Source organism: Raoultibacter massiliensis, from assembly GCF_900199545.1.
Taxonomy (GTDB): domain Bacteria; phylum Actinomycetota; class Coriobacteriia; order Coriobacteriales; family Eggerthellaceae; genus Raoultibacter; species Raoultibacter massiliensis.
Genome location: NZ_LT962671.1, coordinates 1,330,210 through 1,343,250, shown reverse-complemented (window position 1 = coordinate 1,343,250; position 13,041 = coordinate 1,330,210). Strand labels below are relative to the sequence as shown.

11 protein-coding genes are annotated in these 13,041 nt (G+C 59.2%); 10 read left to right on the top strand and 1 reads right to left on the bottom strand.

The features are described 5' to 3' along the window. Positions 1-2 precede the first annotated feature (2 nt). From polA to nadD, 7 genes are all read left to right on the top strand, one after another. On the top strand, positions 3-2,624 hold the full coding sequence (polA, locus tag C1719_RS09995; RefSeq protein WP_102374967.1) for a DNA polymerase I: 2,622 nt from the start codon (positions 3-5) through the stop codon (positions 2,622-2,624). Positions 2,625-2,904: 280 nt separating this feature from the next. Further along, on the top strand, positions 2,905-3,477 hold the full coding sequence (gene rplU, locus C1719_RS09990) for a 50S ribosomal protein L21 (RefSeq protein WP_102374966.1): 573 nt from the start codon (positions 2,905-2,907) through the stop codon (positions 3,475-3,477). A gap of 20 nt (positions 3,478-3,497) precedes the next feature. Next, the gene (gene rpmA, locus C1719_RS09985; protein ID WP_102374965.1) at positions 3,498-3,749 is read left to right on the top strand and encodes a 50S ribosomal protein L27; all 252 of its coding nucleotides are present in this window, start codon (positions 3,498-3,500) and stop codon (positions 3,747-3,749) included. A 125-nt stretch (positions 3,750-3,874) separates the two neighbouring features. After that, complete coding sequence (gene obgE, locus C1719_RS09980) at positions 3,875-5,269, top strand: GTPase ObgE (RefSeq protein WP_102374964.1); 1,395 nt, start codon at positions 3,875-3,877, stop codon at positions 5,267-5,269. Between the two features lie 13 nt (positions 5,270-5,282). After that, positions 5,283-6,398 (top strand): glutamate 5-kinase, encoded by a 1,116-nt coding sequence (proB, locus tag C1719_RS09975; protein ID WP_245874483.1) that lies wholly within the window; start codon positions 5,283-5,285, stop codon positions 6,396-6,398. Next, positions 6,395-7,702: a glutamate-5-semialdehyde dehydrogenase gene (locus C1719_RS09970; RefSeq protein ID WP_102374963.1), complete on the top strand. Its 1,308-nt coding sequence runs from the start codon at positions 6,395-6,397 to the stop codon at positions 7,700-7,702. Before proB ends, C1719_RS09970 begins: the two co-directional genes overlap by 4 nt. 1 nt (position 7,703) lies before the next feature. After that, complete coding sequence (gene nadD / locus C1719_RS09965; RefSeq protein ID WP_102374962.1) at positions 7,704-8,360, top strand: nicotinate-nucleotide adenylyltransferase; 657 nt, start codon at positions 7,704-7,706, stop codon at positions 8,358-8,360. Between the two features lie 66 nt (positions 8,361-8,426). Here the strand turns inward: nadD and C1719_RS09960 are convergent, their stop codons facing one another. Next, a complete protein-coding gene (locus tag C1719_RS09960; RefSeq protein WP_102376027.1) occupies positions 8,427-10,112 on the bottom strand; it encodes an FAD-dependent oxidoreductase in 1,686 nt (561 codons plus the stop codon). Positions 10,113-10,308: 196 nt separating this feature from the next. Between C1719_RS09960 and C1719_RS16215 the strand changes: the two genes are divergently transcribed. The 3 genes from C1719_RS16215 to rsfS all read left to right on the top strand — a co-directional run bounded on the left by C1719_RS16215 (position 10,309) and on the right by rsfS (position 12,966). Continuing rightward, positions 10,309-11,766: a LuxR C-terminal-related transcriptional regulator gene (locus C1719_RS16215; protein WP_146007886.1), complete on the top strand. Its 1,458-nt coding sequence runs from the start codon at positions 10,309-10,311 to the stop codon at positions 11,764-11,766. 109 nt (positions 11,767-11,875) lie between these two features. Then, entirely contained in the window at positions 11,876-12,520 is a 645-nt protein-coding gene (yqeK, locus tag C1719_RS09950; protein ID WP_102374960.1) for a bis(5'-nucleosyl)-tetraphosphatase (symmetrical) YqeK, read from the top strand. Further along, the gene (gene rsfS / locus C1719_RS09945; protein ID WP_102374959.1) at positions 12,517-12,966 is read left to right on the top strand and encodes a ribosome silencing factor; all 450 of its coding nucleotides are present in this window, start codon (positions 12,517-12,519) and stop codon (positions 12,964-12,966) included. The genes yqeK and rsfS overlap by 4 nt, the downstream gene beginning before the upstream one ends. Positions 12,967-13,041: the final 75 nt, after the last annotated feature.

Here is a 13,041-nt window from a genome sequence, read left to right as displayed (position 1 = left end):
AGATGCCGAAAAAGATCGCCGTCATCGACGGAAACTCGCTGATGCACCGAGCCTACCATGCGGTGCCCCCGACTATGAACGCCCCCGACGGCAGGCCCACCAACGCCGTATTCGGGTTTGTTTCCATGCTGCTGAAATTCGTTGAAACCGAGCAGCCCGATGCGATCGTGTGCGCGTTCGACGAGGGCCGGCCTGCGTTTCGCATGGAAGCCATCGAGACGTACAAGGCGCAGCGTCCGCCGATGGACGATGACCTCAAAGTGCAGTTCCCCATGATCGAAGGGCTGCTTGAAGCGATGGACATCCCCGTCGTGCGCGTCAAGGGTTGGGAGGGCGACGACATACTCGGCACCATCGCCTCGCGCGACGAGGCGCTCGGGTACGAGACGCTGCTCGTGACCGGAGACAAGGATGCCTATCAGCTGGCGAGCGACCTCACGCGCATCGTGACCACCAAGAAGGGCATATCCGACGTTGCGGTGTACGGTCCGGCCGAAGTCGTGGAGCGCTACGGCATCGAGCCGTCGCAGGTGCCGGATTACCTCGGCCTCAAAGGCGATCCGTCCGACAACATCCCCGGCGTGCCCGGTATCGGCGAGAAGACCGCTTCGAAGATCTTGCAGCAGTACGGATCGCTTGAAGAGGTGTATGCCAACCTTGACAAGTTCCGCGGCAAGCAGCTCGAAAACCTTCGCGATAACGAGGATGCGGCGTTTGCAAGCCGCAAGGTTGCAACCATCGTGCGCGATCTCGATTTCCCGCTCGACCTTGAGGCGGCGTCTTTCCCTTCGTTCGACGAAGCGAAGGTGTCGGAGGCGTTCGGCGCTCTGCGCTTCAACGCTCATCTGAAAAAAGTTCTCGCCCTTGCGGGCGGCGGCCGCAGCGAAATCGATCTGAACTGGGAGCCGGTTGCGCGCGGTGCCGAGGCGCTCGGTCTTTTCGAGGAAGCTCTCGAAGCAGGGGAGCGCCTCGGCGTCGCTTTCGAAGAGAGCGATCAGGCGTCGCTGTTCGACGCGGGGCTGACCTTGGCGGTGAGCACGTCGAAAGGAACGGCTCTGTTCGAACGCGACGATGCGCTTACCATGTTCGCCCGCATCGTGCGCGAAGGGTCGTTCGCCGCGCTCGATGTGAAGAAAACCGTCCAGTACGTCTATCCCGCCGACACCTCGTCGAAGGGGCTTGTCGGCGATCGGGATCTGCTCGCCATGGATGCTTTCGATTTAGGGCTTGCCGCCTACGTCATGAACTCGTCGGTGAGCGAGTACACTTACAACGCGCTCCTTGACGGGTACTGCGGGGGCGTGCTGCCCGAAGCGGAGAGCGAAGAGCAGGCTGCCGTCATGAACGCGGCTGCAGCCCGCGTCCTCGTCGATCCGCTCAAGCGGGCGCTCGAGGATGACGGGGGATGGCAGGCCTGCGGAAACATCGATTTCCCTCTGGTCGGAGTGCTTGCAATCGTAGAGCGCACGGGAGCGAAGATCGATGTGGGGCGTCTCAAGCAGCTCGGCGAGGGCACCCAAAAGGATCTCGACGAGCTCTCTGCCCAAATATTCCGATCGGCGGGCGAGGAGTTCAACATCGATTCGCCCAAGCAGCTGGGGCATATCCTGTTCGACGTCATAGGCCTTACTCCGACGAAAAAGACGCAGCGCGGGTATTCGACCAACGCGGCCGTCCTGAAGGAGCTCGCCAAGGTCCACGAGCTGCCCGACCTCATCATCAGGTACCGCGAGCTTGCCAAAATCAAATCGACCTACATCGATGCGTTGCCCCGCATGCGCGGCGGCGACGGGCGGCTGCACACCTCGTTCAATCAGACGGTGACGACGACGGGGCGCCTTTCGTCATCCGACCCGAACCTGCAGAACATTCCCGTACGAACCGAATTCGGCAGGCATATTCGCGAGTGCTTCATTCCCCTCGAACCGTCGCACAAGTTCCTTTCGGCCGACTATTCGCAGATCGAACTTCGCCTGCTTGCCCACCTGTCGGGCGATGAAGGGCTTATCGAGGCGTTCTGCTCGGGTGAGGATTTCCATGCTCGAACCGCATCGCGCGTGTTCGACATACCGGTCGATGAGATAACGCCCGAACTGCGCAGCAGGGCGAAGGCCGTCAATTTCGGCATCGTGTACGGGCAGCAGGCGTTCGGCCTCGCGCAGAGCCTCGATATTCCCTACGGCGAAGCGAAGGAGATGATCGATCGTTACTTCGCTGCCTACCCGGGCGTCAGAACCTATCTCGACACGACGATTCGCGATGCATCGTCGACGGGCTATGCTGTTACGATGTTCGGCCGCAAGCGCCATATACCCGAGTTGACATCGGGAAACCAGGTTCAACGCGGGTTTGGCGAACGCACCGCCATGAACCATCCCATGCAAGGCTCGGCGGCCGATATCATCAAACTTGCCATGAGCAGGGTCGAACGGCGGCTTGTCGATGAGGGTTTCCAGGCGAAGCTCCTTTTGCAGGTGCACGACGAACTGGACTTTTCGGTACCCGAAGACGAGATAGAGGCGCTGTCGGATATGGTGCGCGAGATCATGGAGGGCGCTGCTGATCTCAGGGTTCCGCTCGATGTCGACATCTCGTACGGGGACAACTGGGCCGAGGCTCACTGAGATGGTTGCAGAAAAGGTGCGTCGATCTGTGCCGGCGTGTCCATATTGTGCTGCTGGCTTTCTGGCGTTGCTCCCGTGCGCCCAACTGGTATGATAGGGGGCGCTCTCAGGGTGGCGAGCGCTTGTCGGCCGATTTCGAAGCCGAACGGAGCCGATCTTCGTTTCGTTTTCGCAGTTTTGTGGGTCTTCGGAATAAATGCAGATCGTTTTATTGACTTGGGCGTAGACGGCTGATAAGATATCGCCTTGCGTTTTGACACATTTCAAGGAGAAATAACTAATGTACGCTATTGTGAAAACCGGTGGAAAGCAATACAAAGTTGCTCCCGGAGACATTCTGGAAGTTGAGAAACTCGAAGTCGAACCGGGCAAAAAGGTCGAGCTCGAGGCCATCTGCATCGTTGACGGCGACAAGGTCGAGGCTGATCCTGCCAAGGCTGCCAAGACCAAGGTCGAGGCCGTTGTGCTCGAGCAGTTCAAGGGCGAAAAACAGCTCGTCTTCAAGTTCAAGAAGCGCAAGAACTACAAGAAGATGCGCGGCCATCGCCAAAACCTGACCCGTATTCAGATTGCGGTCGTCGGTTCTGCAAAGGCTGAGGTCAAGGCCGGCAAGCCTGCTGCGAAGAAGGACGCTCCCGCCAAGAAGGCCGAGGAGAAGCCCGCCGCAGAGAAAAAGACGGCGGCAAAGGTCGAGGCGGCGGAGAAGAAGCCCGCTTCCAAAGCGGCTACCGCTGAGAAGAAACCTGCAGCCAAGAAGACTGCAGCCAAGAAGGACGAAGCGGCCGAGAAGCCTGCTGCCGAAAAGAAACCGGCAGCGAAGAAGGCTGCCGCCAAGTCTGAAGACGCCGAGTAACCGAGGGAGGAGGATTCGACATGGCACATAAGAAAGGTCTTGGATCTACCCGCAACGGCCGTGATTCGCACGCGCAGCGCCTGGGCGTCAAGAAGTTCGGCGGCGAGGTTGTGACCACTGGCAACATCATCGTCCGTCAGCGCGGCACCCATTTTCATCCTGGTGAAAACGTAGGCCGCGGCAAAGACGACACCCTGTTCGCCCTGTGCGACGGCACCGTCGAGTTCACCAAGGGCAATCGCCGTAAGGTGCACGTCCGTCCGAGCGCGTAAAGCGCCTCGACAGCGTACATTAACCGTGTACTTTTCGCCCCCTGCTTGGCAGGGGGCATTTTCATATACAATGGGTAAAACCAAAGCAGGAACCCGCGAGCGCATCCAAGGGAGTAGCAAAGCCCATGTTCATCGATAAAGTACGAGTATTCGTAAAGGCCGGCAACGGCGGTGCCGGATGCATGTCGTTTCGCCGCGAGGCCCATGTTCCCAAAGGAGGCCCCGACGGCGGCGACGGCGGGCATGGAGGCAACGTCGTCATCGAGGCGGACGCCGCCGTATCCTCGCTCATCGACTACCGTTTCAAGCATCATTTCAAAGCGACGCGCGGAACGCACGGCAAGGGGTCGAGGATGCACGGCGCCAACGGCGATGATCTGGTGCTCAAGGTGCCGATCGGCACCGTCGTGCGCGAATATTTCGAAGACACCCGCGAAACCGGCGAGCTGATCGCCGATCTGACCCATGACGGCGAACGGGTTGTCGTCGCCCAGGGCGGCGTGGGCGGTCGCGGCAACATACATTTCGTCACGCCTACGCGCCGCGCACCGGCGTTCGCCGAGCTCGGCGAACCGGCGCAGGAAGGCTGGATCGAGCTCGAGATGAAGCTCATGGCCGACGCAGCGCTTGTGGGCATGCCCTCTGCGGGCAAATCGTCGCTCATTTCGAAGATGAGCGCAGCCAAGCCTAAGATCGCAGACTATCCTTTCACTACGCTTGTGCCGAACCTCGGGGTCGCCCGCAGCGGCGATTACAGTTTCGTCGTAGCCGATATTCCCGGCCTGATCGAGGGTGCGCATGAGGGCAAGGGCCTGGGCCACGAGTTTTTGCGCCACATCGAACGCACGGCGCTTATCGTCCACGTGGTCGATTTAACGGGCGATTACGAAAAGCGCGATCCGCTCGAAGATTACCGCATCATCAACGAGGAGCTTGCGCTCTACGCCGATGAGCTGGCCTGCCGCCCCCGTATCGTCGTGGCGAACAAGATCGACGTTGAAGGTACCGAGGAAGCGGCAGAAAGGCTCGCCGCTCAGGTGAAGGCCGACTCGGTTGCGGCTGCCGATGGCGACGAGTTCGCACCAAGCCCCATCGACCCGAAGCTGTACCGCATCAGCGCGTTGACCGGCGAGGGCGTCGATCAGCTCAAGGCGGCCATCGCTGCCAAGGTGCACGAATTGCGCGAAGCGGCCCGCGAGGAGCTTGCAGGCGAAATTCAATACGACCACGTTTGGGAGCACAAGCGCGAGGAGCGCGACAAGCGCTTCGAAGTCGCGAAGCTGTCTGACGGCATCTTCCGAGTACAGGGCCCGATGATCGAGCGCATGGTCGTTCAGACCGATTGGGAGAACGACGAGGCCATCGCGTTTCTGCAGCATCGGCTCAAGCGAGCCGGCGTCGAGAAGGCCCTTGAGCGGGCAGGTGCGGTCGACGGCGACGAAATCCGCATCGTCGGGCGTTCGTTTGAATTCGAATCGGCGCAGACGGCCGAGGATATATACAAAGACCTCGATCTGTAGGGATGCGGTTCGCGTGAGTAGGAAGATCGTCATAAAAATCGGTTCGTCCACGCTGACGACCAGCGAGAGTTCTATAGATTACAAGTTCATGGGTGCGCTCGTCGATCAGATTGCACGGGTGCGCGCGCTTGGCTGGCAGCCCATCGTGGTGACGTCGGCAGCGATCGCCTGCGGCCTCGAAGCGCTCGGCATCAAGCGCAGGCCGAGCGATATGCCGAGCCTGCAGGCTTCAGCCTCGGTGGGGCAGAGCGTGCTTTCGACCGCGTACGCCGAAGCATTCAAACCCTACGGCATCACGACCTCGATCGTGCTGCTCACGCGTCGCGACACGGCCGACCGAACGGCGTACCTCCATGCGCGCGATACGCTTTCTCGCTTGCTCGAGCTTGAAGTCGTTCCCATCGTGAACGAGAACGACACGGTTTCGGTCGAGCAGATCCGCTTCGGCGATAACGATACGCTTGCTGCGCTGGTGGCGTGTTTGGTGGATGCGGACCTCATGGTCATCCTGTCCGATATCGACGGACTCTACGATGCGAATCCGCACTTCAACCCTGATGCCCAACTGATATCGCGCGTCGAGAAGATCGACGAATCGATTATGTCTGTAGCGGGCGAAGCGGGCACGACCGTCGGCAGCGGCGGCATGATAACCAAGATAAAAGCCGCGCGCGTACTCATGGTGGCGGGTATACAGATGGTTATCTGCAACGGCCGCACACCCGATGTGCTCGTCGATATCGTTGCTGAAAAACAGGTGGGCACGCGTTTTCTTGCAGCGGGAAAACCCCACGAGATCACTCCCAAGAAACTCTGGATCGCGCTTGGCGATTCGGCGCGGGGCGCGCTTATCGTCGATACGGGCGCGAAAACCGCGCTCATCGCAAAAGGGGGTTCGCTGCTTCCCGTGGGCATCGCCGATGTCGAGGGGAGCTTCGAGTCGGGCGATATCGTGGATATCAAGGATCGTGCGGGACACCTGTTCGCGCGGGGAAAGGTTTCCGCCTCGAGCGACGAGCTCGAGCTTGCCCGCGGTCTTTCGCAACAGGCGCTCAGGGCCAATCGGCTCCTTGAGGGGCTTTCCCGCAAACCAGTTGTTCATCGAGACGAATTGGTGGTGTTCGAATGACCGAACGAATGGAATCGACGGAATCGGTGCGCGCGATCGCCTTGGCGGCGAAGGCGGCTTCTCGGGAATTGGGAACGACGACGGGCGAAAAGCGGAATCAGGCGCTTGCCGCCATGGCGCAGGCTCTGCGCGCGCGTGCACCTGAAATCGTAGCCGAAAACAGCCTCGATATGGAGGCGGCGCGCAGGGCGGGCACGGCCGAAAGCCTGCTCGACCGCCTCATGCTCGATGAGAGCCGCGTAGAGGCCATGGCGGCGGCGCTCGAAGACCTCATGGTGCTTCCCGACCCCCTTGGAACGGTGCAGGTGCACCGCGAACTGTACAACGGCATCGAACTCGACCGCGTGAGCGTGCCGCTTGGCGTGGTTGCTATGGTTTACGAGGCTCGGCCGAACGTGACGGCGGATGCTGCGGGCATCTGCATCAAAACGGGCAATGCCTGCGTGCTGCGCGGCGGATCCCTTGCGGCGCGCTCTAACGCGGTCATAGCGCGCTTGCTTCACGAGGCGGCGGTTGGCGTTGGCATGCCGAGGAACTGCATTCGCGCGCTCGAAACCACTGACCGTTCCGCAACCGACGAGCTCATGGCTTTGCATGGAATCGTCGATGTGCTGATTCCTCGCGGCGGCGCGGGTCTCATCCGGCATTGCGTCGAGCATTCCAAAGTGCCGGTTATAGAGACGGGTACGGGAAACTGCCACGTGTACGTCCACGCATCGGCTGATGAAGACATGGCGTGCGCTATTGTTCTCAATGCGAAGTGCCGCCGTTACGGCGTGTGCAATGCGGCCGAGACGCTGCTTGTCGATCGCTCGATAGCCCGGTCGTTTTTGCCCGGGATGCTCAGCGCGCTGGCGCATGAAGGCGTGTTGATGCACTGCGACGAAGAGGCGTACGATTGCGCGATTTGGACGCGGGATGAAAGCGGCCGTACGGGCATCGAGTTGAATTTCGTCCGGGCGACCGACGAGGATTGGGCTACCGAGTACCTTGCCCCCGAGATAGCCGTGAAGTGCGTTGACGGCATCGATGAGGCTATCGAGCACATAAACCGCTACGGAACGAAGCATTCCGAAGCCATCGTTGCGAGCGACGATGGCGCGGCGGGCCGCTTCGTCGCAGGGGTCGATGCGGCTGCCGTATACGTGAACGCATCGACTGCGTTCACCGACGGGGGAGAGTTCGGCATGGGCGCCGAGATCGGCATCTCTACCCAGAAGCTGCATGCGCGCGGACCGTTTGCGCTTGAGGCGCTGACCTCGTATAAATACGTCCTTCGCGGTTCAGGGCAGGTGCGGATGTAGCATGGCGGTCGTATCGGAGCGCTTCGACGGGCTTGGACTTGACGATCCGGGCAGAACGTATCGGCTCGGTATCATGGGCGGCACGTTCGATCCCATCCACATTGGGCATCTGGCCTGTGCCGAGCAGGTGCGAGAGGCCTACTCCCTTGATGCCGTGATCTTCGTGCCTGCGGGAAACCCCGTGTTCAAACGCGATCAGCGGGTGACCGACGCAGCCGACAGGCTCGCGATGTGCCGTCTTGCCGTGCGAAGCAATCCAGCGTTCGATGCGAGTGCGATCGAGATCGAACGCGGCGGGGATACGTACACCGTCGATACGCTCAGGCAGCTGCGGGCGCACTATCCGGAAAACGTCGAGCTGTACTTCATCACGGGTGCCGATGCCGTGTTCAGCATCGTGAAGTGGCGCGAGAGCTCGGCTATCGCCAAGCTTGCCAAGCTCATCGGCGTTACGAGGCCGGGTTATGCGCTTTCCGAAGAGAAGAAGCGGTTTCTCGCCGAGCAGTCGGATTTCTCGGTGTCTTACACCGAGATCACGGCGCTCGCCATCTCATCGAGCGATTTGCGAGCGCGTGTAAGAGCCGGTAAATCGATTCGCTACCTCACTATGCAGGGCGTGTTCGACTATGTAAACGAGCGCGGACTGTACGGCGAATGACGGAAACCGGGCAGGGAAGGGGAACCGCTGAAAAGCGGTTCCCGTACGGTTTTCCAACAGGGTTCGCTACTCGACGCCTGCGAGTTCGCGCCCCACGAGATAGCCCCAGGTAACGCATCGCCCGTGGCTTACGGCGCTCAAATGATGCGGATAGGTTCCATAGAACATGCTGCCGCTTGCGTTGCCGAGAGCGTACAGGTTCGGAATGATTGCGCCGTCGATGCCGATAACCTGGGCTTCGGCATTCGTCCTGAGGCCGTTGACGCTAACGAGACAGCATCCGCTCTCGTCCACTGCGTAGTACGGACCCTCGTTCACTGGAAGCAGCGCGGTCGGATTCTTCCCGAAATCCACGTCTTCCCCAATTTCGCATAGCTCGTTGTAACGGGCGATGGTCTTTTCGAAATTCTCGTAGTTGATCCCGCATTTTTCAGCAAGCTCTTCAAGCGAATCGGCCTCTATGAGCACCTCTTTAATCGAGTCGTACATGTCCTCGGGCGTCCAGGGGGCTCCTCCTTTGGCTTTTTCGAGCGCTGTTAGGATATCGCCTGACATGATGACGTATCCGTGGGCTCCCGGTTGGTACATGATGGCATTCGACATGTACTCGAAGGAGAGGTTCTCGTTGACGAACCGCTCGCCGTTCTCGTTGACGCGAAGGAAGGCAAGCATCGCTCCGTTGGCCCGGTTTCCCGTTTTTGCGCCAGCGGGGTCGTTCATGAGAATGTGGGGGTAATCGTCTTCTGCGGCTCCGATATCGAGCCCCATGAGATGTCCGTCTCCAGTGTTCGTGAGCGTCGGGTTGATCCAGGCGTAAACTGCAAGATCGCGCGGGCGAATCGTTTGCGTCATCATGTCCCAGTTGTATTCGTATCCACCGGTGGCGAGCACGACGCCCCGCGATCCGTTCACTTGGATGTATCCGTCGTCCGTCTTTGCGATAACGCCGCTTACGACGCCCTCATCGTTTCGCACGAGCTTGCATGCGGGGGTTTGATAACGAATGTCCGCTCCGTTGCTCTGAGCGTTTTCCAGCATTGCCTCGACGAAGGAGGAGATGCCGTTTTCGAGCCGTACGCCCGATCCCCAGGTGGTTACTCCGGCAAACACCGAGTTCTGGTTCGCGCAGAAGAATTTTCCACAAGCATCCCCAACGGTGTCCATTCCCCAATCAAGAGCTTCGCCGGATCGATCGATCCATTTTTTCCAGACATTGCGGTCGCACCTGAAGTGCGCTGTCGCCATTGCGTCCTCCAGAAACGCGTTGCCGTCGAGTTCGATGCCCGCTTCTTTATGCGCGCGGTCGCCTATTGCCCCTATTTCGGTTCCGCGTGCTGCAAAGGAGGATCCTTTCTCCAGGACTACGACGTTGAGTCCATTTTGCGCAGCGGATGCAGCAGCGGTCGCTCCCGAGATTCCGGCACCGCAGATGACAACATCGCAGTCGATGGTTTCCTTGATTTCGCCGGCATCGATTTCTTGTGATTCGAATGCAACTGCGGCGCCTTGAGGCTTGGTGAACTCGAGCCCCTCGGGGTTGGGGAGCAGCGTTTCGCCTTCGCCTGAACCGGGCGCCGCATCACCCTGGCTCTGCGATGCCGATTGGCCGGAGCCGGATGCGGGCTGGTTCGCGCATCCGGCCATGCCTCCTGCGAGTGCGGCGGCCGTGACGGCGGCTGCTCCGATGAAGCTTCGGCGAGAGATTTTGACTTCGCTTGTCTCGCGCGATGCAGACTTGGTTTGCTCTTTCATTTTTTAGCATCCCTTCCTCGTGTTTGATGTGAGGGGCGATGCGACCGATGCTATACTTTTTGTGTTGAAGAAGTAGTCGTTTCGCATCGCCCCCGCCCTGACTTCAGGACTCGGCGAGTATAGAAAGCGAGTGTGTGTGTTGGCATCCTACGAAACGGCCAAATCTGCGAATACCGATGTCCGCCAAAAGGTAGGAATGGGATTTCGCGAGGTTTTCATCAGCGGAAACTCCTTTGTCTACATTGTCGGTCTTGCCCTTTTCTACGCGTGGAACCTGACTGACATATATGCTCAGCCCATAACCGGCGCAACGAGCGGCGTTGAGACGATCGTGTGGATCCCCACGCTTGTGTCGTCTCTATGCAATGTTTTGGGCTATATAGCGATTGCGGTATTCCTTTTTCGGACGAAAAGGCTTAAATTCATCGCTCTCGCAGCCTCGTTCGTTGCGGGCGCTTGCTGCGTTCTCGCATTTTTTCTATCGGTTGGCCTTCCCGCTTACGGGGAGGAGGCTTTGCTTGCCTATCGGGGCATCAGTCGCGTGTGCGCAGCCTGCGTGATCGTCATGTGGGGATCGGAATTCAGCGCGCTCGGGCCTCTTCGTATAACTGCTTACACCTTGGCATCCTTTCTCGTCGCCTGCGTTGCATATTTGGCTGTTGACGCGACTGCGGGATTTCTGAGGGTTGTCCTTATCGCGCTGCTGCTTCCTGCGTCGATGGCTCTGCTTTTTCGGGTGAAGCGTTTCGAGGCTGCGCCGCAAAAACCGCCATTGTCCAATGGTCTTCGGTCGTTCGTCTCCCAGACATGGCGGGTTCTCCTCGTGTTCTATCTGTTCGGAGTTGTTACGTGGATCGTCATTCTCAATTCACAGGCAAAACTTGGGTATGGCGAGCCGCTTGGCATGTTCGTCGCCCTCGGCAGTTTTCTCATCGTCGCGTTGCTTCTGGGGACATCTTTGGTTCTCAGGTCCACGTTCTCTCTTTCTTACATTTACAAGCTGGTATTTCCCGTGGTCATGATCGGGGTCGGTCTGATAATCGCTTTCAGCTTCGAGCGGAGCATCGGACCGGCATTGGTGTCGGTGGGCTATACTTGCTTCGATTTATTCTGCTTTGTCATGATCGCCGACGCATCTGGAAAAACGTCGGTAAATCCCATCAGGGCTTTCGGCTGGTGCCGCGCAGTCGAAAGCGGCGTGCCCCTCTTTGCACTCGGGATCATTTTTGCAGCGCAAAGCGTTTTGAACATAGAAGAGAACATACTGATCTACATGTTCGTGATTGCCTGCATCGTCGTTTTGGCCGCTTCGTTTCTTCTGGAAAAGAAAGGGATATTCGAACGGGACCATTTGAATCCCGATATCGACTATCCGCGTGCGGAAGTGATCGTCTTTGCTCGCCAATGCGAGAAGGCAATCGAAGACTATTCGCTGTCGATGCGCGAAGCCGAGGTGCTGAGTCTGCTTGTCAGGGGCAGAAGCGTTCCCCATATCGCAGAGCGGCTCTACATCGCCCGAAGCACGGTTAAAACCCACATCACTCGCATATATCAAAAGCTGGGCGTCGACAGCAGGCAGGAGATGATCGATGTCATAGAATCCATCGAAGTCCCTTCTCCTTCGCAAGATGCGTTCGGTGACCATCGGGGATGAACGATGGCAACGGTTCGGTTTCCTCTTGGGACCGTGCTCCAAGCGCGCTTGCAGGAATCATCGGTTTAGCCGATACTGGATGTGCATTCGATCGTGAAGGGGGGTTCGCGTGACGGACGGATCGTTGACGGACGAGTTCTACGAGCAGGCGAGAAAGCGCCTGAAAGAGCGGCTCGACCGCAAGCGCTACGAGCATTCGCTCAGCGTATCCGATATGGCCGTGCGCCTTGCGCGAGCCTACGGCGTCGATGAGCGGAAAGCCCGCCTTGCGGGGCTTCTCCATGATTGGGACAAGGATTATTCCGACGACGAGGCGCGAGCGCGCGCGAGGGATCTGGGCGTTAAGGCGAACCCCGTCGTGCTCGACAGCATGCCCCGCCTTCTTCACGGACCGACTGCCGCGCTCGATCTGGCTCGGGAGTATCCCGAGATCGGAGATGATGTTTTGCAGGCGATAGCCCGGCATACGTCGGCCGAGGTCGGTATGACCGATCTTGATATGATAGTGTATACCGCCGATGCCATCGAGCCGCTCAGGCCGTTCGACGGCATGGCGGCCATAAGGGATCGAATAGGAGAGGCGAGCCTCGAAGAGCTTTTCCTGGCTACGTTTCAGCATGTGATCGCCTTTTTGGTCGAGAAGAAACGCAGGATGCATCCCGACACCGTCAGCGTATGGAATTATTACGTCGAGCGATCGCGCGACGTGAGAGATAGGCCGCAGCATGCGGATCCGAGGAAAGGAAGCAAGTGACGCAAACGCCGACCGCTAAGGAGTGCGCTCTTATCGCAGCGCGCGCCGCCGACGAGAAGAAGGCGACCGACATTATGGTGCAGGAGGTCAAAGACCTCATATCCGTGACCGATTATTTCGTGATCGCGACGGCGGCGAACGGCCGTCAGGTTGATGCCATTATCGACGAGATCGAAGAGCAGGAACGCGTGCAGGCGAACGTGAAGCCGCTGCATCGGGAGGGAACGACCGATGGCTTATGGGCGCTGCTCGACTACGGCAATTTCGTCGTGCATGTGTTTCAGCCCGAGACGCGCGAGTACTACCGCCTCGAAGCGCTGTGGAACGACGCGCCGGTTATCGATCTCGCTGCTGAAGCGGGTCTTGTCGATGTCGAATATTCCGAGCGCATCGCAAAGCTTCTCGGGCAGAAACGGGCGCAGGCGCAGGCACAGGGCGAAGCGTAGAAGCTTTCTTTTCGCAGCGCGAAGCGCGGATCCGTCGATCGCTGCGCCGATGGAGCCGCGCCGAGGCGGGCCAAG

Excerpts from the sequence above, each read along its gene's own strand:
- rplU (WP_102374966.1), top strand. The coding sequence starts at position 2,905 with ATGTACGCTATTGTGAAAACCGGTGGAAAGCAATACAAAGTTGCTCCC.
- obgE (WP_102374964.1), top strand. The coding sequence starts at position 3,875 with ATGTTCATCGATAAAGTACGAGTATTCGTAAAGGCCGGCAACGGCGGT.
- C1719_RS16215 (WP_146007886.1), top strand. The coding sequence starts at position 10,309 with ATGGGATTTCGCGAGGTTTTCATCAGCGGAAACTCCTTTGTCTACATT.
- C1719_RS09960 (WP_102376027.1), bottom strand. The coding sequence starts at position 10,112 with ATGAAAGAGCAAACCAAGTCTGCATCGCGCGAGACAAGCGAAGTCAAA.
- C1719_RS09970 (WP_102374963.1), top strand. The coding sequence starts at position 6,395 with ATGACCGAACGAATGGAATCGACGGAATCGGTGCGCGCGATCGCCTTG.
- nadD (WP_102374962.1), top strand. The coding sequence starts at position 7,704 with ATGGCGGTCGTATCGGAGCGCTTCGACGGGCTTGGACTTGACGATCCG.
- polA (WP_102374967.1), top strand. The coding sequence starts at position 3 with ATGCCGAAAAAGATCGCCGTCATCGACGGAAACTCGCTGATGCACCGA.
- rpmA (WP_102374965.1), top strand. The coding sequence starts at position 3,498 with ATGGCACATAAGAAAGGTCTTGGATCTACCCGCAACGGCCGTGATTCG.